This is a genomic window from Brevundimonas sp. AVps31 (assembly GCF_058681355.1).
The window spans coordinates 1412027-1434770 of the sequence record NZ_CM178736.1 but is presented as its reverse complement, the minus strand read 5'-3'; the positions used below and the strand labels follow the sequence as shown (position 1 = coordinate 1434770).

Annotated in this window: 24 protein-coding genes; 13 read left to right on the top strand and 11 right to left on the bottom strand. The window is 69.0% G+C overall.

Annotation, left to right across the window (positions count from 1 at the left end; genetic code table 11):
• The first annotated feature begins 38 nt into the window (after window positions 1–38).
• From ACW174_RS06865 to ACW174_RS06855, 3 genes are all read left to right on the top strand, one after another.
• On the top strand, window positions 39–2072 hold the full coding sequence (locus tag ACW174_RS06865; RefSeq protein WP_492016900.1) for an AsmA family protein: 2034 nt from the start codon (window positions 39–41) through the stop codon (window positions 2070–2072).
• 31 nt (window positions 2073–2103) lie between these two features.
• Window positions 2104–2976, top strand: a complete 873-nt coding sequence (locus ACW174_RS06860) for an alpha/beta hydrolase (RefSeq protein ID WP_492016899.1) — start codon at window positions 2104–2106, stop codon at window positions 2974–2976.
• A gap of 101 nt (window positions 2977–3077) precedes the next feature.
• Window positions 3078–4511, top strand: a complete 1434-nt coding sequence (locus ACW174_RS06855) for an AMP nucleosidase (RefSeq protein WP_492016898.1) — start codon at window positions 3078–3080, stop codon at window positions 4509–4511.
• 2 nt (window positions 4512–4513) lie between these two features.
• Here ACW174_RS06855 and ACW174_RS06850 read toward each other — a convergent pair whose 3' ends face one another.
• From ACW174_RS06850 to ACW174_RS06825, 6 genes are read right to left on the bottom strand one after another with little or no spacing between them, the layout of a single operon-like run.
• Window positions 4514–4669: a hypothetical protein gene (locus ACW174_RS06850; RefSeq protein ID WP_492016897.1), complete on the bottom strand. Its 156-nt coding sequence runs from the start codon at window positions 4667–4669 to the stop codon at window positions 4514–4516.
• Between the two features lie 54 nt (window positions 4670–4723).
• On the bottom strand, window positions 4724–5185 hold the full coding sequence (locus tag ACW174_RS06845) for a phasin family protein (RefSeq protein ID WP_492016896.1): 462 nt from the start codon (window positions 5183–5185) through the stop codon (window positions 4724–4726).
• A 27-nt stretch (window positions 5186–5212) separates the two neighbouring features.
• The gene (locus tag ACW174_RS06840; protein ID WP_492016895.1) at window positions 5213–5962 is read right to left on the bottom strand and encodes a creatininase family protein; all 750 of its coding nucleotides are present in this window, start codon (window positions 5960–5962) and stop codon (window positions 5213–5215) included.
• 57 nt (window positions 5963–6019) lie between these two features.
• Window positions 6020–6616 carry a TetR/AcrR family transcriptional regulator gene (locus ACW174_RS06835; RefSeq protein WP_492016894.1) on the bottom strand — a complete coding sequence of 199 codons (597 nt, stop codon included), beginning with the start codon at window positions 6614–6616 and terminating at the stop codon, window positions 6020–6022.
• Entirely contained in the window at window positions 6616–8244 is a 1629-nt protein-coding gene (locus ACW174_RS06830) for a DHA2 family efflux MFS transporter permease subunit (RefSeq protein ID WP_492016893.1), read from the bottom strand. Before ACW174_RS06830 ends, ACW174_RS06835 begins: the two co-directional genes overlap by 1 nt.
• Before the next feature lie 28 nt (window positions 8245–8272).
• Window positions 8273–9391: an HlyD family secretion protein gene (locus tag ACW174_RS06825; protein WP_492016892.1), complete on the bottom strand. Its 1119-nt coding sequence runs from the start codon at window positions 9389–9391 to the stop codon at window positions 8273–8275.
• Window positions 9392–9518: 127 nt separating this feature from the next.
• Between ACW174_RS06825 and ACW174_RS06820 the strand changes: the two genes are divergently transcribed.
• Both ACW174_RS06820 and nth read left to right on the top strand, forming a co-directional pair.
• A complete protein-coding gene (locus ACW174_RS06820; protein WP_492016891.1) occupies window positions 9519–10790 on the top strand; it encodes a flavin monoamine oxidase family protein in 1272 nt (423 codons plus the stop codon).
• Window positions 10787–11527 carry an endonuclease III gene (nth, locus tag ACW174_RS06815; RefSeq protein WP_492016890.1) on the top strand — a complete coding sequence of 247 codons (741 nt, stop codon included), beginning with the start codon at window positions 10787–10789 and terminating at the stop codon, window positions 11525–11527. The genes ACW174_RS06820 and nth overlap by 4 nt, the downstream gene beginning before the upstream one ends.
• Here the strand turns inward: nth and ACW174_RS06810 are convergent.
• A complete protein-coding gene (locus ACW174_RS06810; protein WP_492016889.1) occupies window positions 11524–12015 on the bottom strand; it encodes a MarR family winged helix-turn-helix transcriptional regulator in 492 nt (163 codons plus the stop codon). The genes nth and ACW174_RS06810 overlap by 4 nt on opposite strands.
• 173 nt (window positions 12016–12188) lie before the next feature.
• Here ACW174_RS06810 and ACW174_RS06805 point away from each other — a divergent pair, with 173 nt between their 5' ends.
• A complete protein-coding gene (locus ACW174_RS06805; RefSeq protein WP_492017248.1) occupies window positions 12189–13613 on the top strand; it encodes a methyl-accepting chemotaxis protein in 1425 nt (474 codons plus the stop codon).
• Here ACW174_RS06805 and ACW174_RS06800 read toward each other — a convergent pair whose 3' ends face one another.
• Window positions 13614–14489, bottom strand: coding sequence for an ATP-grasp domain-containing protein (locus ACW174_RS06800; protein ID WP_492016888.1), 876 nt, complete (start codon window positions 14487–14489; stop codon window positions 13614–13616). It abuts the gene before it with no gap.
• A 63-nt stretch (window positions 14490–14552) separates the two neighbouring features.
• Here ACW174_RS06800 and ACW174_RS06795 point away from each other — a divergent pair, with 63 nt between their 5' ends.
• Window positions 14553–15572 carry an adenosine kinase gene (locus ACW174_RS06795; RefSeq protein WP_492016887.1) on the top strand — a complete coding sequence of 340 codons (1020 nt, stop codon included), beginning with the start codon at window positions 14553–14555 and terminating at the stop codon, window positions 15570–15572.
• Window positions 15573–15871: 299 nt separating this feature from the next.
• Here the strand turns inward: ACW174_RS06795 and ACW174_RS06790 are convergent, their stop codons facing one another.
• The 3 genes from ACW174_RS06790 to ACW174_RS06780 are packed head-to-tail and all read right to left on the bottom strand — an operon-like array spanning window position 15872 to window position 17317.
• The gene (locus tag ACW174_RS06790; protein ID WP_492016886.1) at window positions 15872–16456 is read right to left on the bottom strand and encodes a Smr/MutS family protein; all 585 of its coding nucleotides are present in this window, start codon (window positions 16454–16456) and stop codon (window positions 15872–15874) included.
• Window positions 16453–16713, bottom strand: coding sequence for a helix-turn-helix domain-containing protein (locus tag ACW174_RS06785; RefSeq protein ID WP_492016885.1), 261 nt, complete (start codon window positions 16711–16713; stop codon window positions 16453–16455). Before ACW174_RS06785 ends, ACW174_RS06790 begins: the two co-directional genes overlap by 4 nt.
• A 25-nt stretch (window positions 16714–16738) precedes the next feature.
• Window positions 16739–17317: a DUF2975 domain-containing protein gene (locus ACW174_RS06780; protein WP_492016884.1), complete on the bottom strand. Its 579-nt coding sequence runs from the start codon at window positions 17315–17317 to the stop codon at window positions 16739–16741.
• A 453-nt stretch (window positions 17318–17770) separates the two neighbouring features.
• Between ACW174_RS06780 and rdgB the strand changes: the two genes are divergently transcribed.
• From rdgB to ACW174_RS06750, 6 genes are all read left to right on the top strand, one after another.
• Window positions 17771–18370 carry an RdgB/HAM1 family non-canonical purine NTP pyrophosphatase gene (gene rdgB / locus ACW174_RS06775; protein ID WP_492016883.1) on the top strand — a complete coding sequence of 200 codons (600 nt, stop codon included), beginning with the start codon at window positions 17771–17773 and terminating at the stop codon, window positions 18368–18370.
• Between the two features lie 152 nt (window positions 18371–18522).
• Entirely contained in the window at window positions 18523–19677 is a 1155-nt protein-coding gene (gene hemW, locus ACW174_RS06770; RefSeq protein ID WP_492016882.1) for a radical SAM family heme chaperone HemW, read from the top strand.
• A 28-nt stretch (window positions 19678–19705) separates the two neighbouring features.
• Window positions 19706–20149 carry a DUF7684 family protein gene (locus ACW174_RS06765; RefSeq protein WP_492016881.1) on the top strand — a complete coding sequence of 148 codons (444 nt, stop codon included), beginning with the start codon at window positions 19706–19708 and terminating at the stop codon, window positions 20147–20149.
• 325 nt (window positions 20150–20474) lie between these two features.
• Window positions 20475–21347: a 16S rRNA (cytidine(1402)-2'-O)-methyltransferase gene (rsmI, locus tag ACW174_RS06760; protein WP_492016880.1), complete on the top strand. Its 873-nt coding sequence runs from the start codon at window positions 20475–20477 to the stop codon at window positions 21345–21347.
• Complete coding sequence (locus tag ACW174_RS06755; protein WP_492016879.1) at window positions 21344–21778, top strand: YraN family protein; 435 nt, start codon at window positions 21344–21346, stop codon at window positions 21776–21778. The genes rsmI and ACW174_RS06755 overlap by 4 nt, the downstream gene beginning before the upstream one ends.
• On the top strand, window positions 21775–22590 hold the full coding sequence (locus ACW174_RS06750; RefSeq protein WP_492016878.1) for a SirB1 family protein: 816 nt from the start codon (window positions 21775–21777) through the stop codon (window positions 22588–22590). The genes ACW174_RS06755 and ACW174_RS06750 overlap by 4 nt, the downstream gene beginning before the upstream one ends.
• The last annotated feature ends 154 nt before the right edge of the window (window positions 22591–22744 follow it).

Sequence of the window (22744 nt, the reverse complement as noted above, 5' to 3'; positions counted from 1 at the left end):
CGCTCGCGCGTTGTGCAGGCTTCGACGGAGCCGCCCGCTTGCCCAACCCCTTGAAAGACCATCCGAACTGGATCGCTTTCCGCGACCGCGCCCTGGTCCCCGCCGGCGCCCGGTTCCGCGACTGGCGGGACAACGATCCCTTCGTCGCGGCGGTGAAGAAACCCGGCCCGGCGGAAAAGACGGCGGCCACGATCACCCTGATCCTGATCCTGGCGGTGGTCCTGTTTCTGGCCCTGTTCGACTGGAACATGCTGCGCGGCCCGATCGGTCGCTGGGCGTCGGCGAAATATGATCGCCAGATCGAGCTGAACGGCGACCTGGACGTGAAGCTGTTCAGCTGGACCCCCTCGGCCCGGATCCGCAGCATCCGCGTCGGCGGCCCAGGCTGGGCGCGCGAAAAGGACACCCTGCGGATCGCCGATCTGCAGGCCTCCGTGCGTCTGCGCCCCCTGTTCGCGGGCCGCCTCGAGATGCCGCTGGTGGCCATCACCCGACCGGAAGTGGTCCTGATCGCCACCGAGGACGGGCGTCAAAGCTGGGAGCTGAACCCCGATGCGCCGGACGACGGCGAGGGGCTGAAACTGCCGCCGATCAACCAGCTCATCATCCGCGACGGCACGCTTTCGCTGGATGAGCAGGGCCGCAACATCAAGCTGGAAGCGACCATCAGCGCCCGCGAAGGGTCGGACGGCAAGGCGGGCTTCAATCTGAACGGCGAGGGCACGGTCAACGGCACGCCGCTGACACTGGCCATACAGGGCGGTCCGTTCATCAATATTCGCCGCAACCATCCCTATGGTTTCCAGGCGACGCTGGCGGGCGTGGGCTCCCGGCTCGAGGCCCGCGGCTCGATCACCCGCCCCTTCGACCTCGGCCAGTTCCAGGCGACGCTCAGCCTGCAGGGCCGCGATCTGGCAGATCTCTATCTGCTGACCGGCATCACCACCCCGAACACCCCGCCCTATCGCCTCTCCGGGCGTTTGACGCGCGACGACTCCAAATTCAGCTTCAACGCCTTCAGCGGTCGCGTCGGCTCGTCCGACCTGTCGGGCGATCTGGTGGTGGACAGGATCGATAATCGCCTGCGGGTGGACGCGGTGATGCATTCCCGCCTGCTGGACATCGAAGACCTGGCCTCCGTGCTGGGCGGCACCCCGACGGTGACCCCGGCCGGAAATACCGTCGTGACCTCGGGCCAGCCCGGGCGGCTGCTTCCCGACGCCCCCTTGGCCGTGGGGCGCCTGCGGACCATGGACGGCTCGCTGAAATACACCGCCGCTCAGGTGAAGCGGAACGAGCTCGACATCCGCAAGGTCGAGCTCGGCGCCGAACTGGACAAGGCCATCCTGAACCTCGATCCCGTCGCCTTCACCTTCAATCGCGGCGAACTGCGCGGCACGGCCAGGATCAACGCCAAGCGCGACGTGCCCTACAGCACCGTCGACTTCCGCCTGCGCGGCTATCCGCTGGAGTCCATCATTCCCGCCCGCGGCGGCGCGCCGACCGTGACCGGCAGCGCGCTGGGCCGGGCCCAGCTGGAAGGCTCCGGCGCCTCGATCCACGATTTCGCCGCCGCCTCCAAGGGCCAGATCACCGTCGTCGTGCCGCAGGGCCGGATGCGCGCCGCCTTCGCCGAACTGCTGGGCATCAACGCCAGCGCCGGTCTGTTCCGCCTGCTGGGCGGCGACGACTCGGATGTGGAAATCCGTTGCGCGGTCGCCGACTTCCGCGTCGCTTCGGGCAAGGCCACGGCGCAGACCTTCGTCGTGGACACCACCCCGGTGCTGGCCCAGGGCGCGGGAGTGATCGACCTGGGCGCCGAGACCATGAACCTGCGCATCGACGGCGAGACGAAGGAGGCCCGGCTGATCCGCCTGTGGTCGCCCATCGTCGTCCAGGGTCCGCTGACCGCTCCGCGCGTCGGCATCGACACCGGGTCGGTCGTGGCCCAGGCGGGCCTGGCCGGCATTCTCGGCGCCGTCATCAATCCGCTGGTCGCCCTGCTGCCGTTCGTCGATCCGGGTCTGGCCGAAGACGCCAACTGCGGCGCGCTGATTTCTTCGGCGCGATAGGAGCCGGCGCCTTGGTCCGGACAGCCCCTTCGTGCGTATCTGGCGCATGACCCGACGCGGCTTTATCGTCCCGACCCTCGGCGCCCTGGCCGCCGCCTGCTCTCCCCTCGGCCTGCTGAACGGGCTGGGGCCGCGCGACGGCGGCGTCCGACGGGCCGCGCACAATCTCCACTACGGGCCCGACGACCGGCAGACGCTGGACGTCTGGGCTCCGACCACCCCGGCGCCGGCGCCGCGTCCGGTGCTGGTCTTCTTCTACGGCGGCGGCTGGTACGCGGGCGACAAGGACCTGTACGGCTGGGCGGCCCAAGCCTTGGCCGCGCGCGGCTTCGTGGTCGTGGTCCCCGATTATCGCCTCGTCCCAGACGTCCACTTCCCCGCCTTCATCGAGGATGCGGCGGCGGCCACGGCCATGGCGGGGCGGATCGCCGGCCAGTACGGCGGAGACCCCGATCGCCTGGGCGTGCTGGGCCACTCGGCCGGGGCCCATCTGGCCATGATGATCACGCTGGACCGGCGCTATATGGCGGCGGTCGAGGCGCCGGATCTGATCAAGGCCGCTGCGGGTCTGGCGGGTCCTTACGACTTCCTGCCGCTGGACACCCCGGCCTCGGTCAACGCCTTCAATCGCGCGCCGGACCTGACCCTGACCCAGCCGGTGTCCTTCGTCCGCGCCGACGCCCCGCCGATCTGGGCCGGACACGGCACGACGGACAAGGTCGTCCACGCCGAGGACACCACCATCCTGTGCGACCGCATGCGCGCCGTCGGCGGACGGTGCGAAGCGAAGCTCTATCCCAACCTGTCCCACGAAGATCTGATCGCGACCTTCTCGCCCCTGTTCCGCAAGAAGGCCCCGGTGCTGGAGGACGTGGTCGGCTTCTTCCACGGCGTCCTGGGCTAGAGCCGCCGATCGGCGCATTCCACCGGCAGCAAGCGCCACCGTCTCGCCAAGGTCACGATCTTCCGCTAGGGGAGGTCATGACAAACACGAACACAGCCCAAATGACGGCTGAGGCGGCGCTGGACCGTCTCGAGACCCTCTACACCCAATCCGTCGCCAATCTTCGCGACGCCGTGAAGACCTTCCTCGCCACGGGCGAGCGTCCCGACGCCGAGGCGCGGGCCAAGGGCATCTTCTCCTACCCTGAACTGCGCATCAGCTGGTTCGGCGATCGGCCGCTCAACCTGGCCAACCGCGCCTATGCCCGCCTGTCGCGGCAGGGCGTCTATTCGACCACCATCACCCGCCCGGACCTCTACCGACCCTATCTGCTGGAGCAGCTGGGCCTGCTGGAGGCCGACTACGGCGCGACCTTCGACGTCGTCCCGTCGACGCAGGAAATCCCCTTCCCCTATGTGCTGGACGGCTCGGACGTGGTGCTGGACGCCACGATGACGGCGGCGATCGCCCGCTATTTCCCGACCACCGACCTGGCCCATATCGGCGATGAAATCTCGGACGGTCTGTGGGACTCGAACGAGGAATTCCCGCTGGCCCAGTTCGACGGCCTGCGCACCGACTTCTCGCTGGCCCGCCTGCGCCACTACACCGGCACCCCGGTCGAGGACGTCCAGAACTACATCCTGTTCACCAACTACAACCGCTACGTCGACGAGTTCGTCCGTTGGGCGCTTGAGCAGATCAAGGATCCGGACAGCATCTACGAGACCTTCTCCACCTCGGGCGGGGTGGTGGTCACGCGCGATACGCCGAACCCGGAGGCCGTCGTCGCCGACGCCGCCTGGAAGAAGCACCAGATGCCGGCCTATCACCTGACGGCGCCGGGCTGGAACGGGATCACCCTGGTCAACATCGGCGTCGGCCCGTCCAACGCCAAGACCATCTGCGACCACCTGGCCGTGACCCGTCCGCATGCCTGGATGATGATCGGCCACTGTGGCGGCCTGCGTCCGTCCCAGACCATCGGCGACTATGTGCTGGCCCACGCCTATCTGCGCGAGGATCACGTGCTGGACGCGGTCCTGCCGCCGGACATCCCCATCCCGTCGATCGCCGAGGTGCAACGCGCCCTCTATGACGCCGCCAAGATGGTCTCGGGCGCGCCTGGTGAAGAGGTGAAGAAGCGTCTGCGCACCGGCACCGTCGTCACGACCGACGACCGGAACTGGGAGCTGCGCTATTCGAAATCGGCCCTGCGCTTCAACCAGAGCCGCGCGGTCGCCATCGACATGGAAAGCGCCACGATCGCGGCCCAGGGCTATCGTTTCCGGGTGCCCTACGGGACCTTGCTGTGCGTGTCGGACAAGCCTTTGCACGGCGAGATCAAGCTGCCGGGTCAGGCCAACCGCTTCTATGAGGGCTCCATCTCGGAGCACCTGCAGATCGGCATCCAGGCCGTCGACCTGCTGCGCGCCGAAGGCAACCGCCTGCATTCCCGCAAGCTGCGCGCCTTCGACGAGCCGCCGTTCAGGTAGTCTCAGGCGTCCTTGGAGTCTTCGCCGCCGAAGGCCTCGTCCACCTCATCCTCGGTGATCCGTTTCGACGGATCGCCGGGCTGGTTGAGGTTCTGCTCTTCGGTGCCGTCGCCCATCATGCCGGGGTGCGGGTCGGTCTTGTTCGGATCTTCAGCCATGTCGGCCTCCGTTGCAGTGACGCAGAGGGAAGGCGTGGCGGGGTCGCCGGTTCCCTAGCGCTTGAGGCGTCGGGCGTTGGCGGTCGCGGCGGCATGGATCGGCTGGAGGGCGTCGGTCTGCAGCTTCAGCATCGCCGTCCCCATGGCCCAGCTGTCCTGCATCGAACGGGTCCAGGCGTTGGCCGCCCAAAGACCCTGCGCGGTCATGGCCTCGACCGGGCTGGTCGACTTCATCACGGCGTCAAAGGCCTGGCCGGCCGCCGCTGTCTCGCGCGCGGCCGTCGTCTGCGCCGTCTGCGCCAGCGCCATGGCGCCGGTCATGCCGATGCGGGCGGAGGCGTTCATGGCCTCCAGCTTCTCCGACCCCATCAGGGCCAGTTCGGTCATGTCCGCCTTGGACGGATCGCGCAGGGCGTCGACGACGATGTTCAGCCGCCGGGCGATGACGTCGCCCGAGGCTTGCAGCAGTTCCTGTCCGGCGCGGGCGGCGCGGGCGGCTTCGTCGATGGGGCTCATGCGAGGGACCGTGCGCTTCGCCGGAGGCTAGGGCAACACTTCGTTCGAGAAGTCCGCCACGTCCTTCAGCAGGGCCGGGACCGCCGCGTCGATGATGGTCTGGCCATGCTCGGGGCTGGCGAGCACCGGATCGGAGCCGATGCGGCCGTCAGGGAAGCGGGCGCGATAGTCCAGCGCGTCGCGGATCGGGCCGCTCGGCGCGATCTTCGGGCTGTAGTCGGCCGTCTTGATGCGGTCCGGATAGGCCGCCTGGGTCACCGCGATCTCGGACGGGGTGGCGTGCATGCCGTGGCCGACGGGGAACAGGCGATTGCACAGGCCGTGCACCCCCGGCAGGTCCCACCAGTTCTTCAGCTTCAGCACGAAGGGCGGGCGCTCCTCGGCGAAGCTCCAATCGGCATAGATCTCGGCGAACGTCGCCTCGATGGTGGCGACATTGCCGCCGTGGCCGTTGAGGAAATATATCCGCTCGAAGCCGTGCCGCTGCAGCGACATCACCCAGTCGGTGATCGCCGCCATGAAGGTGGAGGGGCGCAGGCTGATCGTGCCCGCGAAGGCCAGATGGTGCTGGGCCATGCCGATGTTGAAGGTCGGGGCGACCACCAGCTGCTCATCCGCCCGCTCGGCGGCGTGGGCGATGATCTCGGGGCAGAGCCAGTCGGTGCCCAGCAGGCCGGTCGGCCCGTGCTGCTCGTTCGAGCCGATGGGCACGACCACCGTCTTCACGGTCTTCAACCGCGCATCGATCTCGGGCCAGGACGACAGATGGATCAGCATGGGACGGGCTCACGACTTGGGGGGACTGGCGCGGTCTACACCCATCGCCCGCCCGCGTCATTCCGGCGCGAAGGCCCTCAGGAACCGGCGCGCCGTCTCGCGCGCCCTCGCGGAAATATCGAACGCCGGCTGCGGCACGCCCAGGATCCCGCGCAGATGGCCGTGCCCCAAGGTCATGCCGGCGAACATCTCGGCCGCGGCCGTGGCGTCGGGCACGACCAGCAGGCCCCGGGCGTCCTGATCCTTCAGCCAGGCCGCCAGACGACGGAGCCCCTCCGCCGGACCGGCGTCATAGATGGCCAGGGCCACGTCCGGCGCATGCGGCGACATCAACGCCACGCCCCGCATCGACCCGCGTCCGTCATGGGTGCAGATCTTTTCCAGCAGGGCGGTGGCCATGGCGGTCAGCACTGTCTCCGGATCGCCGCCCGAGCGCAGCGGCGCGCTGATCGCATCGGACCGGCGGGCCGCCAGCGCCCGGCCCATCTCCACCTTGGACGGAAAGCGATTGTACAGGGTCTGGCGCGACACCCCGGCCTTGCGCGCGATGGCCTCCATCGAGACCGCCGCGCCCTTTTCGGCGAACAGCACCAGCGCGGCCTCGAGGATGGCCTCGGTCTTGGTCTCGTCGACCTGTCCGGCGACGCGCGGCATCAGTGAGCGTCCGAGGCGACGGGCGGCGCGCCCGGCGTCTGTTTCACGGGCTTGGCCAGCAGGGTCACGAAGGCCGCGAAGGCGCAACCGATGGCCAGCATGGCGAAGGCGTCGCCGAAGGCCAGGGTCGTCGCCTGCAGCTGCAGCATGCCATAGACCGCCTTCATCGCGGCCCCGGCGGGATCAGCGGAGGCGGCGAACCGCTCCTGCATTCCGGCCAGCATGCCCTGCATGCCCGCATTGGTGTTCTGGATGTTCTGCGTCAGCTCGCTCATGTGCAGGGCGGTGTTGCTCGTCAGCGAGGTGTTCAGCAGGGCCAGCCCCACCGCGCCGCCGACGTTGCGGAACAGATTCACCAGACCGGACGCGTTCTTCACCATATGCGGCGGCAGGGTGGACATGGTCACCTGCTGGGAGGCGATCATGGCGATCATCACGCCGACGCCGCGCAGGGCCTGCACCCCGGCGAATTCCCAGAAGCCCCATTCGTCAGTGACGGCGTGGGCGTCCCACATGCCCCAGGCGCACATCATGAAGCCGCCGAACATCAGGATGCGCGGATCGACCGCTCGCACCAGTCGGCCCGCGAACGGACCGGTGGCGAACATGGCGAGGCCCGACACCACCATCGTCGTCCCGACCTCGGCCGCCGAATAGTGGCGCACCCGGCCCAGGAACAACGGCAGCAGGAAGGTGCCCCCGAACAGGGCCAGACCGACGGTGAAGGTCATCACCACGCCGACAAGGAAGTTCCGGTTTTTGAACGCCCGCAGCTCCACGATCGGATTGTAGTAGGTCAGCGTCCGCCAGATGAAGGCCGGCCCGGTCACCGCCGTCACCACCGCCAGCAGCAGGATGTGGTCATCGGCGAACCAGTCGTTCTTGGCCCCCTCCTCCAGCACGAACTGCAGGCTCATCAGGAAGGTGGCCATCAGGCCCAGCCCCCACCAGTCGAAGCCGCTGGATAGTGACGGGTCGCCCTTGTCGAAATTGGCGTAGCGGCTGACCAGGAACAGCACCAGAATCCCCGGCGGGACGTTGATGAAGAACAGCCAGCGCCAGCTGAGCTGCTCGGTCAGATGGCCGCCCAGCGTCGGCCCGATGGTCGGCGCCAGGGTCACGATCAGCCCCATGATGACGCTGGCCGTCACCCGCTGGGCGGGGGGGAAGGCGGTGAAGGCCACGGCGAACACCGTCGGGATCATGGCCCCGCCGACAAAGCCCTGGATGGCCCGGAAGAAGATCATCTGCTCGACCGACCCGGACAGGCCGACGGCGACGCTCATCAGGATGAAGCCGGTGCAGGACAGCAGGAAGACGCGCTGCGTCCCCCACAGCCGCGACAGATAGCCCGACAGGGGGATCATCACGACCTCGGGGATCAGATAGGCGGTCTGGATCCAGCTGATCTCATCCGCTGAGGCCCCGACGCCCGCCTGGATCTGCGGCAGGGAGGAGGCGACGATCTGGATGTCCAGAATGGCCATGAACTGGCCGATCACCATGCCGGCGAAGCCCAGCAGCAGGATCGTCCAGTTGATCTGGGACTCGGCGGCGCCGGTCTGACCCGGAGTCTGGCCCGGGGGTGGGGCCGGGATCGCGCCGGGCGTGACGGATTGGGACGTCATGGTTCAACCTTCCCCATGAGGGGAGACTTCACTGGGCTGTCGTCGTCTGGGCGGCGGTCGATTGGGCGGTCTGGATCGGCGCGGCGGCGGACTCGGCGAAGGTCAGCCCGCCCTCGCTCTTCAGATCGACCTTGACCTCGACGGACAGGCCGGGGCGCAGGGCGGCGCCGGCGCGGCGATCCACGCGGATGCGGACCGGGATGCGCTGGGTGATCTTGGTGAAGTTGCCGGTGGCGTTCTCGACCGGGATCAGGGCGAACTCCGAACCGGTGGCCGGAGCGAAGCTGTCGATGTGACCGGTCAGCGCCTCGCCCTTGAAGGCGTCAGCCTTGATCTCGACCTGCTGACCCAGGCGCAGGCGATCCAGCTGGGTCTCCTTGAAGTTGGCGACCACATAGGTGTCGCCCAGCGGCACGATCGACAGGATGGTTCCGCCCGGACGGACGTACTGGCCCACCCGCACGCCGCGCGCGCCGATCACGCCCGAGACGGGGGCGCGGATCACGGTGCGGTCCAGCGCGATCTGCGCCTTGTCGACCAGAGCCCGGGCCTGTTCGACCGAGGCGACCGACTGCTGACGGCTGGTGCCCAGAACGCCGGCGGTGCGCTGTTCGGCCACCAGGGCGGCCTGGGCCTCGGCGACACTGGCCTGCGCCGTGCGCACGCCCGCCTGTTCGCTTTCGATGCGTTGCTGGGACACCCAGCCCTGCTCGGCCAGTTTGCCGTAGCGATTGACCTGCTGGCGGGCCAGATCGGCCTGCGCCTGGGCCTGGGCCACCGAGGCGGCGCGGCTGGCGATCAGGGCCTGTTCCTGCTCGGCGCGGGCGTCCACATTGGTCACCCCGGCTTCCAGCGCGGCCAGATTGGCCTGCGCCTGCATCAGATTGGCCTTGGCGTCGGCGTCATCCAGACGGATCAGCACCTGGCCGGCCTCGACCCGCTGGTTGTCGGCCACCAGCACCTCGACGACATAGCCGTCGATCTGCGGACTGACTTCCGTGGTGTCGGCTTGGACGAAGGCGTTGTCTGTGGCTTCCCAGCGCTGCTTGCCCTGCCACCAGACGACCCCGCCGGCGATCAGGCCCAGGCCCACGATACCGGCGACAACGAGCGGCAGGCGTTTCTTGACGGCGGGACTGAGAGCCATGTCGGAACTCGAAAACAGGGGCGTTGGGAAGGAGCGCCGCATAAATGGACACAAATGTCCAGAAATCAACCGACTTGTTTCGGCGCCGCAACACGTCATGTTTCGCCGCGTTAAGCCTGAGGTGACAGTGATCCTTCCCGCGTCCGTAGATGTCGTGATCGTCGGCGCCGGCGCCGCCGGTCTGGCCGCCGCGCGCGCCCTGTCGGGACTTCCCCTGACCGTGGCCGTGCTGGAGGCCCGGGACCGGATCGGCGGGCGCGCCTGGACGGTCCGGTTCGAGGGCGAAGGCCTCGACATGGGCTGCGGCTGGCTGCATTCGGCCGATGAGAACCTGCTGGTCCCGAAGGTCGAACCGGCGGGCCTGACGCTGGACCAGACCCCGCCGCCCTGGCGGAATCAGGCCTTCAACCACGAGACCACCGCCGCCGAACAGGCCGAGTTCGCCGCCGCCTTCGCCGCCTTCGACGAACGGATTTCCGAGGCCGCCGCGCGGGGTCAGGAGGCGGCCGCCTCGACCCTGCTGGAGCCGGACTGCCGCTGGAACGGGCGGATGGACGCCATCTCCGGCGCCCTGAACGGCGCGCGCTTCGCCGAGGTCTCCATCCTCGATTACGACGCCTACCGGGATACCGGGGTGAACTATCGGGTGCGCGAGGGGTATGGCCGTCTGATCGAGACCCTGGGCCGCCCCGTCCCGGTGGTCACCGACTGCCCGGTCCGCAGGATCGACCGCTCGGGTCCGGTTCTGAAACTGACCACGGACCGGGGGATGATCGAGGCGCGCACGGTCATCGTCACCGTCCCGACCGACCTGATCGCGCGCGAGACGCTGAAGTTCGATCCGCCCCTGCCCGCCCTCATGGAGGCGGCGACCTGTGTGCCGCTGGGGCTGGCGTCGAAGATGCATATGACGGTCCGCAGCGCCGGAGACTTCCCGGCCGACAGCCAGCTGTGGGGCCGTCGCGACACCGGCGACACGGGCGGCTACCACCTGCGCCCGTTCGGCCGTCCCATGATCGAGGGCTACTACGGCGCCGATCTGGCGCGCGGGCTGGAGGCGGAAGGCCAGGAGGGCTTCTACGCCTTCGCCGTCGAGGAGCTGGTCCACCTGCTGGGTTCGGACATGCGCAGGCGGCTGGCCCCGATCGTGGCCACGATGTGGGGCGCCGATCCGTGGTCCCACGGCGCCTACTCCCACGCCCTGCCGGGCCACGCGGGCGACCGGAAAACACTCAAGGCTCCGGTCGAGAACCGCATCTTTCTGGCCGGCGAAGCCACCGCCGAAGCCTTTTACGGCACGGCCCACGGCGCCTGGATGGAGGGCGAACGCGCGGCGCGCGAGGCGATGGCGGCCTTGGGCCTTGATCCCGGCCCCCGGCCCGGCGACGAAGAGGCATGAAGCCGCCCGTCAGGCCCCGCAAGAAACCCGCCGCCAAACGCCCCGCCGTCATGACCGGCGCGGCCATTCCGCTGCTGCGCTGGCCGCCCGACGAGGACCGGGTCGAGACCATCTTCGAACGTCTGGCGGCGGTCATGCCCGACCCGAAGACCGAGCTGAACTATTCCGACCCGTTCACCTTTGTCGTCGCCGTCGCCCTGTCGGCCCAGGCCACCGACGTCGGGGTCAACAAGGCCACGGACAAACTGTTCAGGGTCGCCGACACCCCGGCGAAGATGCTGGCGCTGGGGGAGGAGGGACTGATCCCGTACATCGCCTCCATCGGCCTCTATCGGGGCAAGGCGCGCAACGTCATCGCCCTCAGCCGCATCGTGCTGGAACAGCACGGCGGCGAGGTCCCGCTGACCCGTGAGGCCCTGCAGGCCCTGCCCGGCGTCGGGCGAAAGACCGCCAGCGTGGTGCTGAACGAACTGGGCGTCGAGCCCGCCATCGCGGTCGACACCCACGTCTTCCGCGTCTCCCATCGTCTCGGCCTCGCCAACGCGGCCACGCCCGACAAGGTCGAGGCCCAGCTGCACCGCATCGTCCCTGACGACTGGCTGCCCAAGGCGCACCACTGGCTGATCCTGCACGGCCGCTACACCTGCACGGCGCGCAAGCCGAGATGCAGCGCCTGCGTGATCAGCGACCTCTGCCCCTCCCGCGCGGGGCTTCAGGCCCTGGGTGAGGCGGCCTAGGGTTGTTTCGGCAGGGCGCCGATCTCCCCGGCCAGCCTGAGGCTGAGAGTGTCCATCACGCGACTGACGACCGCCATGTCGGCTTCGGGGATTCCGTCAAACAACCGCTCGCGCAGGGCGGAAACCTCCTCATCGAGCCGAACCAGCGCCCGGCGACCCGCCGGCTCGAGGAAGATCAACTTGACCCGGCCATCGCCGAGCAGGCGCCGCCGGCTCACCAGGCCGAGCGCCTCCAGCTTGTCCAGCTGACGGCTCATGCTGGGGCCGGAAATCTGAAGTAGATCAGCCAGTTCGGTCTGGGTCAGACCCTTGGGCGCCGCATCGATGTAGTACAGGGCGGTCATTCTCAAATCGCTGCCGGCCGCCAGGCCCACAGGGGCGGCTGCGGTGGCCACTCTCCAGCGCCGCGCCGTCAACTGGATCGCGAACGCAATCTTCAACTGAAGGGCCCGACAGGGCGACAGCCCCGCCGAAAGCAGAGTTTGCATACGATAGCTCCAGGCGAAGCGGCCACACCGACCGACGGTCCAGTCGCGTCAGGCGCTGGCCGTCGACAGAACGCCAAGGTTGGATAGTTGTTCTCGCCAAGCGGAGCGGCGCCGTCCCGTAACGAATTTCGGTCAGACTTCGGGCCAGTACAAACCTGGTGAAGTTCCGCGTGATGAAATCCCTTTTCCGGATCCGCCCCGCCATTGACGCGGCGGAGCACGGCGAGCTGCGCGCCATGCTCGCCGCCGTGGATCGGTCCCAGGCCGTCATCGAGTTCGAACTCGACGGCGCCATCCGCACCGCCAATGCCAACTTCCTGGCTGTCGTCGGCTATGCGCTGGACGAAGTCCGGGGGCGTCACCACAGCCTGTTCATGGATCCCGCCGAGGCCGCGAGCCCCGAGTACAAGGCCTTCTGGCGCCGTCTGAACGCCGGCGAGTTCTTCGCCGACAAATTCGTGCGCTACGGCAAGGGCGGCGCGCGCGTCGTGATCGAGGCGTCCTACAACCCGATCCTCGATGCCGCGGGGAAGCCCTACAAGGTCGTGAAGTTCGCCACCGACGTCACCGCCGCCGAACTGGAGCGCGAGCGCCGCGCCGAGGCCGACCGTCAGGCCGCCGAAATCCAGACCGCCGTGGTCGAAAACACGGGACGGGGTCTCGCCGCCATGGCGGCGGGCGATCTGTCGTATCGCATCACCAGCGACTTCCCCGGTCGCTACGGTCCCCTGCGCGAGAATTTCAACCACGCCATGGCGGCCATGGACGACGCCATGGACGTGATCCGCAGCAACGCGGGCGCCATGCAGTCGGGCGCGCACGAAATCAGCCACGCGGCCGAGGATCTGTCGCGTCGCACCGAACGTCAGGCCGCCAGCCTCGAAGAGACCGCCGCCGCCCTCGACCAGATCACCGCCACGGTGAAGAAGACCGCCGAGAACGCCCGGTCCGCCGACGTCGTCGTCGGCCAGGCGCGCGGTCAGGCGGAAATCGGCGGCGAGGTCGTCCAGCGCGCCGTCGCGGCCATGGGTCAGATCGAACGCTCGTCCGACCAGATCAGCCAGATCATCGGCGTGATCGACGAGATCGCCTTCCAGACCAACCTTCTGGCCCTCAACGCCGGGGTCGAGGCCGCGCGCGCCGGGGACGCGGGTCGCGGCTTCGCGGTCGTGGCGTCGGAAGTCCGGTCTCTGGCCCAGCGGTCGGCCGACTCGGCCCGGGAGATCAAGACCCTGATCTCGGCCAGTGGGGCCCAGGTGAAGGGCGGCGTGGTTCTGGTGCGCCAGTCCGGCGAGGCCCTGCACGGCATCGTCGGCCGGATCGGCGAGATCACCGAGCTCATGGGCGAGATCCGCGCCTCGACCGAGGAACAGGCCTCCGGCCTCGCCCAGGTCAACATGGCGGTGAACGACATGGATCAGGTCACGCAACAGAACGCCGCGATGGTCGAGGAATCGACCGCCGCCAGCCTGAACCTCAGCCGCGAGGCCGCGACCCTGTCCGATCGGGTCGGCCGGTTCCAGGTCAGCAACGATCACCGGCCCGCGCCCATCCGCGCGGCCGAGGCCCGTATCGCGGCCTTCGCGCGCCGCGCCTGATCAGGCGTCGAGTACGGCCCGCACGGCCTCGGCGAAATTGCGCCCGCCGGCCGGCGCGGAACCCAGATAGAAGTCCGGCTCGATCAGTTCGGCCTCCATCAGCCGCCAGCCTCCATCGGGCGCCCGCGCCATGTCGATCCGGGCGTAGAGCAGGTCCTCGCCGATCGCCGCCAGCGTCGCCTGGGCCAGGGCCAGGGCGCCCTCGGGCGGTTCCGGCAGGGCGACATACTGGCCGCCGAACTGCACCTGGATGCGGAAGTCGCCGTTGACCGGCCGCTTGTTGACCACATGGCTCAGCTTGCCGCCGAAGAACAGCAGGCTGGTCTCCCCTTCCGTCTCGATGGACGGCAGATAGGGCTGGATCATCGCCGGTCCCTCCGGCGCGCCCTCCATGGTCTCGCCCCTGGCCAGCCGCAGCGTCTTCCACGCCCCGCCGGACACGCGCGGCTTGACCACCACCACGTCGGTTCCGAAGCGGTCGAAGGCGGCCTCCACATCGGCCTGCGTCACCCCGTCGACCCAGACGGTGTCGGGCACGGCCACGCCCTTGTCGGCCAGTCGTCCGAGGTAGCTCTTGTCCGAGTTCCAGCCGATCACCGCCGCCGGATTGCGCATCCGCACCCCTGCCGCCTCCCACGTCCGACAGGCCTGAATCCACCGTTGATGATCGCGGTGATAGCCCCAGACGATCACCGGCAGGACCAGCGGATAGCCGGTCAGGCCCGAGGCGTCGGTAATGTGGTCGGTCCACGGCGTCGGCTCGACGGTCACGTCTGCAGCGGCCAGCGCCTGCGACAGCCGCTCCAGCACCCCGGGCCACTGGCCGGCGTAGGACGGATCAGCGGGATCGGGGGTCAGGACAGCGATACGGGTCATGAGCGCGTTCCTAACGCCGACCCGCGTCTGGTCAAAGCCTCTCCGGCCCGCTATGCGCGCCCCATGACCCAGAACGCCCCTACCTATGACGTCATCGCCGTCGGCAACGCCATCGTCGACGTGTTGGCCCCCTGCGAGCCCGCCTTCCTCGACGCCCAGGGCCTGACGGCCGGCTCGATGCAGCTGGTCGACGCCGCGCAGAGCGCCGCCCTGTACGCCGCCATGGCCGCGGGGGTCGAAGCCTCGGGCGGGTCGGCGGGCAACACCGTCGCGGGCGTCGGCAGCTTCGGCGGCCGCGCGGCCTATATCGGCAAGGTCGCCGACGACCAGCTGGGCGGCGTCTTCACCCACGACATCACCGCCGTCGGCGTCCATTTCGTCACCCCGCCGCTCAAGGACGGCGCCGAACAGGGCCTGGCCACCGGCGTCTGCATGATCAACGTCACCCCGGACGGCCAGCGCACCATGTGCACCTTCCTGGGCGCCGCCAACCAGCTGACCGTCGCCGACATCGACGCCGACCAGATCGGCGCCTCGGCCATCGTCTATCTGGAGGGCTATCTGTTCGACCCGGCCCCGGCCCGCGCCGCCTTCGAGGCCGCCGCCGCCGCCGCTCACGCCGCCGGGCGCAAGGTCGCCATCACCCTGTCGGACAGCTTCGTCGTCCACCGCTGGCGCACCGAGCTTCTGGCCTTCATCGAGGCCTCGGCCGATATCGTCCTCGCCAACGAGGCCGAACTGGCCGCCCTGTTCGAGACGGAAGACTTCGACGCCGCCGCCGCGCGTCTGGCCTCAATGGTTGACGTTGCCGCCGTCACCCGTGGCGCCGAAGGTTCGGTGGTCATCTCCGGCGACCAGCGCGTCGCCGTCGCCGCCGTCCCCGTGGACAAGGTGATCGACACCACCGGCGCCGGTGATCAATACGCCGCCGGACTGCTGCTGGGCCTCGCCCGCGGCCTGTCGCTGGACGACGCCGGCAAGCTGGGCTCGCTGGCCGCCGCCGAAGTCATCGCCCATTGGGGACCGCGTCCCATGGTGTCGCTGGAGGCGCTGGCGCGGGAGGCTGGGCTCGTTCTGGGCTGACGGAGCCCAGCTCGTGATTAGTGGTTAGTGGTTAGTGGTTCGATGCAGGGGGCAGGCGGGTTGCTATGACTACTACTGAGAGCGGATTTTGAATTTTTCCGGAATTCGAAATTAGAAGACTCGAACTTCAACATGGGCGCGTTGTCGGGGCGGTGTCGGATCGTGCACGCTGTCAAAGACCGGCGAGCATTCTGGCATGGGCTTGCGTCAAAAACGGACGTGTCCTGGGGCCGGCGTCGCCGCGGCCAACCACTAACCACTAACCACTAATCACGAGCCGGGCGCACCTGCCCGCGGCCCTAGCTCCGCCGGATCGTCACATACAGCGCGCCGTCGCCGCCGTGATGACGCGCGGCGGGGGCGAAGCCCGACACCACCGTCCTCAAGCCGGGGGCTTGAAGCCATTCGTGGACCGAGGCGCGGATGACGCCCGTTCCGCCGCGCCGCCCCTGTCCCGTGACGACCAGCACCGACCGATAGCCGCGCGCCTGCGCCCCCATCAGAAAGGCGGTCAGCGCGTCCTGGGCCTGGAAGCGGCCATAGCCGTGCAGGTCGATCTTCGCCTCGATCGGATCGCGCTCGCGCGAAAGACGGCGCTGGCGGCGCGGCTCCAGCTCTTCGGGCAGCCCCCGGCCGCGTTGCGAGACGGCCGGGGCCGTGACGGCTTGAACCTGAGGCGCCGCCTTCGACGGCTTGATGAATTTCGGCGGGGCCTTCACCGGAGTCTTCGCCAAGCCCCTTGGATGCGGCGCGGCGGGCGGATCGACCTCGGCGGCGCCGGGCGTGACCCGCAGCGCCTTTTTCGCAACCTTCTCCTTCACCGAGCCCGTCACACGGGCCCAGATGCGACGGTCATCGGGGCTGAGGTCCGACCGGCGGCTCATGCCGGTCCGGGCGCGGTCCCGTCCGCGTCTTCGTCCGGGCCCGCCTCCTGCGGCCCCGGCGCCCAGACCAGCAGGTCGCCGGGCTGGCAGCTCAGTTCGCGGCACAGGGCGTCCAGCGTCGTGAACCGGATCGCCCGCGCCTTGCCGGTCTTGAGGATCGACAGATTGGCCAAGGTCACGCCCACGCGGTCGGCAAGCTCCGTCAACGACATGCGCCGTTCGACGAGCATACGATCAAGCTGGACGCGGATGGCCATGGAGAAATGCTCTAACTCAACAGGATCAGATCGTTAACTCGGATTCGCGGCGCAGGCGCGCGCCCTCGCGGAACACCTCCGCCAGCACGAAGACGACCAGAACCGAGAAGGCGGGCGTGACGAGGTCGAACAGGCCCGGCGGCTCAAGCTCGCCGCGCACCAGACGCGACACCAGGGTCTGGCCGATCCAGGCGCCCCCCGTGACCACGGCCAGGGTGACGCCGATCTGCTTCAGACGACTGACGTTGGCGGGCTGGAAGGGATCGCCGATCTGCAGGGCGCGCAGCATCGCGCGCAGGTGCAGCAGGATCAGGGCGAAGCCGCCCAGATAGCCGGTGATGGCCCCCACCGCGAACAGGATGTAGGCGCGGGGCACCGGCACATTGGTCCCGCCCTCCGAGGTGGTGACGGTCAGGCCGATGGCCGGCAGGGGCACGAAGGCCATGAAGATGAAGAGTGCGATCGCGGCCAGTGTCGTCACGGCCAGGATCCAGAAGGCGGCCCACAGGGCGACGCCGAGAAGTCGTGTCATCTGGCCGGGCGCCAGACGCGGGGTCAGGCGGGGCAGGCGGATCCCGAGAGAAGGCAGTGTCGGGACACGCATGACGCCGGTCTCTTTCAGCCGGACGTCAGGGCGCGATCGCCGCGCGGGGTCCGGCGAACCCACGCGCGGTCTTATTATTCGCGTTTGTCATGCGGATCGTCAAAGCTCCGTGACCGAAAGGGTCAGAAGAACTGGACGAGGGTCGAGATGAAGGCGACCGGCATGGCGGCGAGCAGGAAGGCGTTCAGCACGCCGTGGCCGACCTTTTCGATGAAGTAGGAAGCGTTCATGCTGTTCATTGTCGTTCTCCGTTGGTCCTGAGTGAGGGATGTTTTCACCCCTCGTTCGTTGATCCGCTGCATCGATCTTGCCGTTTATGGCCTGACCGGAGAACGTCGCGGCGTCCGTTCTTGAGATAATAGATAGGACGTGCACCGGGGTAAGTCATGTTACATATCGTTTAACGATATTAAACTTGTGCAATGAAACATTACAGCGTCTGCCGAGGGTAAAATGTTGAAGCTTGTCAAAGGGATGCGCATCGTCGCGGCGACCCACAATCCGGGCAAGGTGCCGGAGATCACCGCCCTTCTCGGCGGACATTACGAGGTGGTCACCGCCGGCAGCCTCAACCTGCCTGAACCGGACGAAACGGAAACGACCTTCGTCGGCAACGCCCTGCTCAAGGCGCGTCACGCGGCGGATTTGTCGGGCGAGGTCGCGCTGGCCGACGACTCCGGCCTGTCGGTCGCCGCGCTGGACGGGGCGCCGGGCATTTTCTCCGCGCGCTGGGCCGGACCCGACAAGGATTTCGACTTCGCCATGCGTCGGGTGGAAGAGCGGCTCGAGGAGATCGGCTCAGACGACAGGCGCGCCTGGTTCACCTCCGCCCTCGCCGTGGCCTGGCCGAACGGTCCCGCCGTGGTGGTCGAGGGCCGGGTCGACGGCCTGCTGACCTTCCCGCCCCGCGGCGACCGCGGCTTCGGCTACGACCCCCTCTTCATCCCCGACGGTCAGACGCAGACCTTCGGCGAGCTGGACCCCGCCCTGAAGGACAGCCTCAGCCACCGCGCCCGGGCGTTCGAAAAGCTGAAGGCGGCGCTGATGGAGTGAGTGAAAAGTGAGTGGTGAGTGGTGAGTAGCGATCGGCTCGTGCTGGCGCTTGGGCGTGAAAGCGACCAAGACCCTCAGGCGCCAACGCCGCCGCACCGCCCCTACTCACTACTCACTACTCACCACTCACCACTCACTTTTCACCCCTCCCCATGCCCCCTCACCCCGGCAGCGACGTCGCCCTCTACGTCCACTGGCCCTACTGCGCCCGGATCTGCCCCTATTGCGATTTCAATGTCGTGCGGGATCGGGGCCGGGCGGAGGAGCAGGCGGCGCTCGCCGACGCCATCATCGCCGATCTGGAGGCGCAGGCGCTCCTGACCGGCCCGCGCCGGCTGGCCTCCGTCTTCTTCGGCGGCGGCACGCCCTCGCTGATGGACCCCGCCGCCGTCGCCCGGGTGGTCGAGCGAGCTCAAGGCCTGTTCGAACCGCGCGGCCCCGTCGAGATCACCCTGGAGGCCAATCCCACCGACGCCGAGGCCGATCGGTTCGCCGCCCTGGCCGACGCCGGGATCAACCGCCTGTCCATGGGGGTGCAGGCGCTGGACGACGCCGCCCTGAAGAGGCTGGGCCGCAACCATTCCGCCGACGAGGCCCGCCGGGCCGTGGCCGTGGCCGCCCGCGCCTTCCCGCGCCTGTCCATCGACCTGATCTACGCCCGCCCGGATCAGACCGTCGCCGACTGGCGCGCCGAACTGTCCGAGGCGCTGGACCTCGGCTTCGAGCATGTCTCGCCCTACCAGTTGACCATCGAGCCCACGACCGCCTTTGGCCGCGCCTTCGCCCGCGGAACCCTGGTCCCGCCCGACGAGGATCTGGCCGCCGACCTCTATGAGACCACCCAGGCCGTGCTCGAGGAGGCGGGCTTCGACGCCTACGAGGTGTCGAATCACGCCCGGGGCGAGGCCGCCCGATCGGCGCACAATCTCCATGTCTGGCGTGGCGGCGACTATGTCGGCGTCGGCCCCGGCGCCCATGGTCGCCTGACCCTGGACGGCGTCCGCACCGCCACCGTCGCCCACCGGGGCGTCACCGACTACATCGCCGGCGTCGCCGCCGGGGCCCCCTGGGTCGAGCGCGACGACCAGTCCCCCGACGTCGCCGCCGAGGAACGCCTCCTGCTGGGCCTGCGCACCGTCGAGGGCGTCAGCCTGTCAGACCTCGCGGCGCTGGATCTCTCCCCCGACCGGGGCCGCCTCGCCGATCTGCTGGCCGACGGCTTCCTGCGGCTTGAGGCCGACCGCATCGCCGCCACCGCCCTTGGCCGCCCGGTGCTGGACAGCATCCTCAAGGCGTTGCTGACCTGACCCTGACACTCCGTGGTATTCTGCCGTGATGAGCGTCCGTTACCTCCACCTTCCGGCCGGCGGCACGACCCCCTCGTCCGATCCGCGCCCGCCGTTCAGGGCCGTCATCGTGGTCGAACAGGATGTGGACGCGGACTGGCGCGACCGCGTCAGCGCGTGGCTGGTCGCGACCGGATGCCTGTACATGATGGCTTGGGGTCAGGACTGCGACGCGTGGCACGACAGTGTCGATTGGGCCTATCTCTCGGCGTGGGATTTCAAGGACGCGCCCGAGGACCGCTCCATCACCACCACCTGGCACGATCACGAAACCCTGGCCGAAACCTTCCGGTTCGCCCAGCGATGCGCCTTCCATCCGACGATCCCCCTGCCGGATGTGCTGGTTCTGCATGTCGCCCCGGAGGCCCGACGCGACGACCTGCTGTCTCTCTGGCAGGCGACACTGGACGCCGATCCGCCCGAGACGATCTGATCACTCCCGACACCTTCCATCCCTGCCGAAGCAGGGCGCCGCACCCTGTCTTCCCGAGCGACCCCTCCGTCTCGCCGGCTTTGCCGCCGAGCCACCTCCCCACTGCGTGGAGAGGTGAACAGGTCTGCTCACCTCTCCACCGAAGGTGGGGAGGGGGACCATCCGAAGCCGCAGGCGCAGGATGGTGGAGGGGTCGCCGCCGCCTACGACCAATCCTCGCGCACGGCGCCTACACGCCCCTGCAACAGCGACAGGGGGTCTCGACATCACGGGTCTCGGCATTTTTCTCCTGACAGGGCCCAGCCTGTCAGGCACGGTCCCGCCGATGCCTGATCCGTCCGTCTTTCCGCCGACCGCCCCGCCCGCGCGCACCGTCTCGTCCGGCCTCTATCTGGTGGCGACACCGATCGGGAACCTGCGCGACATGACGCTGCGCGCGCTTGATGTGCTGGCCGCCGCCGACCTGGTGCTGGCCGAGGACACCCGCGTCACCGCCAAACTGCTGTCGGCCTATGGCCTGAAGGCGAAGCTGGAGCGCTGCGACGACCATGCCTCCGAACGCGCCGCCGAACTGGCCATCGAACGCCTGCGCGAGGGCGCCGTCGTCGCCCTGGTGTCCGACGCTGGCACGCCGATGATCTCCGACCCCGGCTTCGTCGTCGCCCGCGCCGTGCTGGCGCTGGGGTTGCCGGTGCATCCGATCCCCGGCGCCTCCAGCCTGCTGGCCGCCCTGTGCATCGCCGGACTGCCGGCCGACCGCGTCACCTTCGCCGGCTTCCTGCCGCCCAAATCGGGCGCCCGCCGCACCGCGCTGGAGGAGCTGCGCACCGCGCGCCAGACCCTGGTCTTCTTCGAAAGCGGCCCGCGCCTGGCCGACAGCCTGGCCGACATGGCCGCCGTGCTGGGCCCCCGCTCCGCCGCCGTCGCCCGCGAACTGACCAAGCTGTATGAAGAGTGCGTGCGCGGGACGCTGGCCGAACTGGCGGTCGATCCCCGCTGCCAGTCGCCCAAGGGCGAGATCGTCATCGTCGTGGGGCCCGGCGAGGCCGAGGTCGCCTCCGAGGCCGACGCCGACGCCGCCCTGAAGGAGGCCATGACCCGCCTCCCGCCCGGCGAGGCCGCCGCCGAGGTGTCCCGGGCGCTGAACCTGCCCCGGAAGCCGCTGTACAAGCGGGCGCTGGAGCTTCAGGGCCGGTGACCCGCAAGCGACCCTCGGACCGCCTCAGGGCGCCGAAGGTCGTCAGGACGCCGTCGCGTGGCTGGCGGGTCGGGCTGGGCAGGCTGTCCCATCGGCTCGGCCACCGCTCGGAATGGCTGGCCGCCGCCCTGCTGATGCTCAAGGGCTACCAGATCCTCGGCTTCCGGCTGAAAACCCGCGCCGGGGAGATCGACATCCTCGCCCGCCGCGGACGCACCCTGGCCGTCGTCGAGGTCAAGCGCCGCGCCACGATGGAACAGGCGCTCGCCGCGCTCCGGTCCGACCAGTATGAGCGGCTGCTGGCCGCAGGACACGCAGTGTTGCGCCAAAGACCCAGCTTGGCCGGGCATCTGTTGCGGATCGATATCGTGGCGCTGGCTCCCCGCCGGTTTCCGCGCCATCGTCGGGGGGTGAACCGGGGTCGGGGATGACGCGCGAGGAAGCCGAGTTCTGTCTGATGGAGGCCGGACAGGTCGACGACGACGCCTTCCCCCTGCTGGAGGCGGCGATCGCCTGCGCCATTCACGACTACCCCTTCCGCGACGCCGAACCCGTCCGCGTGCTCGCCGCCAACGCCGCTGGGCGGCTGGCCGAGCGGATGCCGGTCGAGAGCCCCGATGACGCCCTCGCCGAAACCATGGCCGCCGACCTGCGGCTGAACGGCGACCTGATCACCTATGACCACGTCGGCAACACCGACATCATCGACGTGGCCGAGCGGCGGCGCGGCCTGTCGGCGGCGCTGGCCGTCTTCTACCTCGACGCCGCCCGCCGCGCCGGGATCAAGGCCCAAGGCGTCGACTTCCCCGGCCACTTCCTGCTGCGGGTCGAAACCACCGACGGGCCGGTGGCGCTGGATCCCTTCAGCCAGGGCCGGCTGGTCCTTCCGTCGGAACTCACGCGCCGCGCCCTTCGCGCCGGTCTGACGCCCCACGTCGCCGACCGCCTCGACGTCCTGATGGCCCCGGTCAGCGACCGGCAGGCCCTGATCCGGCTGCAGAACATGCTCTTCATCCGCGCCATCAAGGCCCAGGATTTCGAGAGCGCCGAACGCTCCGCCCTGCGCCGCGCCCTGCTGGACCCCGAGGACCACCGCCCCTGGCTGGACGTCGCCGCCGCCCGCGAGAAACAGGGCGCGCTGGCCGGCGCCCTCGAAGCCCTGTCCCGCGCCCGCACCCTCGACGACCCCGGCGAGGTCCGCCGCCGCATGTCGGTCGATCGGGTGCGGCTACAGCTGAACTGACAAGGAACGCACGGTGGAAGCCGGGGTGGGAAGTGATTGGTGGTTAGTGATTAGTGGTTCGATGCCTCCGCGGTTGCGCTTGGCCTGGAGCCGCCCGTTTAGCGCCACCCACTAATCACTAATCACTAATCACTGGCTGGGCTCGCTACCCAAA

Excerpts from the sequence above, each read along its gene's own strand:
- nth (WP_492016890.1), top strand. The coding sequence starts at position 10,787 with ATGAAGCCGCCCGTCAGGCCCCGCAAGAAACCCGCCGCCAAACGCCCC.
- ACW174_RS06780 (WP_492016884.1), bottom strand. The coding sequence starts at position 17,317 with ATGCGTGTCCCGACACTGCCTTCTCTCGGGATCCGCCTGCCCCGCCTG.
- rdgB (WP_492016883.1), top strand. The coding sequence starts at position 17,771 with ATGTTGAAGCTTGTCAAAGGGATGCGCATCGTCGCGGCGACCCACAAT.
- ACW174_RS06850 (WP_492016897.1), bottom strand. The coding sequence starts at position 4,669 with ATGGCTGAAGATCCGAACAAGACCGACCCGCACCCCGGCATGATGGGC.
- ACW174_RS06795 (WP_492016887.1), top strand. The coding sequence starts at position 14,553 with ATGACCCAGAACGCCCCTACCTATGACGTCATCGCCGTCGGCAACGCC.
- rsmI (WP_492016880.1), top strand. The coding sequence starts at position 20,475 with ATGCCTGATCCGTCCGTCTTTCCGCCGACCGCCCCGCCCGCGCGCACC.
- ACW174_RS06835 (WP_492016894.1), bottom strand. The coding sequence starts at position 6,616 with ATGCCGCGCGTCGCCGGACAGGTCGACGAGACCAAGACCGAGGCCATC.
- ACW174_RS06790 (WP_492016886.1), bottom strand. The coding sequence starts at position 16,456 with ATGAGCCGCCGGTCGGACCTCAGCCCCGATGACCGTCGCATCTGGGCC.
- ACW174_RS06855 (WP_492016898.1), top strand. The coding sequence starts at position 3,078 with ATGACGGCTGAGGCGGCGCTGGACCGTCTCGAGACCCTCTACACCCAA.
- ACW174_RS06765 (WP_492016881.1), top strand. The coding sequence starts at position 19,706 with ATGAGCGTCCGTTACCTCCACCTTCCGGCCGGCGGCACGACCCCCTCG.
- ACW174_RS06830 (WP_492016893.1), bottom strand. The coding sequence starts at position 8,244 with ATGACGTCCCAATCCGTCACGCCCGGCGCGATCCCGGCCCCACCCCCG.
- ACW174_RS06825 (WP_492016892.1), bottom strand. The coding sequence starts at position 9,391 with ATGGCTCTCAGTCCCGCCGTCAAGAAACGCCTGCCGCTCGTTGTCGCC.
- ACW174_RS06840 (WP_492016895.1), bottom strand. The coding sequence starts at position 5,962 with ATGCTGATCCATCTGTCGTCCTGGCCCGAGATCGATGCGCGGTTGAAG.
- ACW174_RS06785 (WP_492016885.1), bottom strand. The coding sequence starts at position 16,713 with ATGGCCATCCGCGTCCAGCTTGATCGTATGCTCGTCGAACGGCGCATG.
- ACW174_RS06750 (WP_492016878.1), top strand. The coding sequence starts at position 21,775 with ATGACGCGCGAGGAAGCCGAGTTCTGTCTGATGGAGGCCGGACAGGTC.
- ACW174_RS06810 (WP_492016889.1), bottom strand. The coding sequence starts at position 12,015 with ATGCAAACTCTGCTTTCGGCGGGGCTGTCGCCCTGTCGGGCCCTTCAG.
- ACW174_RS06800 (WP_492016888.1), bottom strand. The coding sequence starts at position 14,489 with ATGACCCGTATCGCTGTCCTGACCCCCGATCCCGCTGATCCGTCCTAC.
- hemW (WP_492016882.1), top strand. The coding sequence starts at position 18,523 with ATGCCCCCTCACCCCGGCAGCGACGTCGCCCTCTACGTCCACTGGCCC.
- ACW174_RS06805 (WP_492017248.1), top strand. The coding sequence starts at position 12,189 with ATGAAATCCCTTTTCCGGATCCGCCCCGCCATTGACGCGGCGGAGCAC.
- ACW174_RS06845 (WP_492016896.1), bottom strand. The coding sequence starts at position 5,185 with ATGAGCCCCATCGACGAAGCCGCCCGCGCCGCCCGCGCCGGACAGGAA.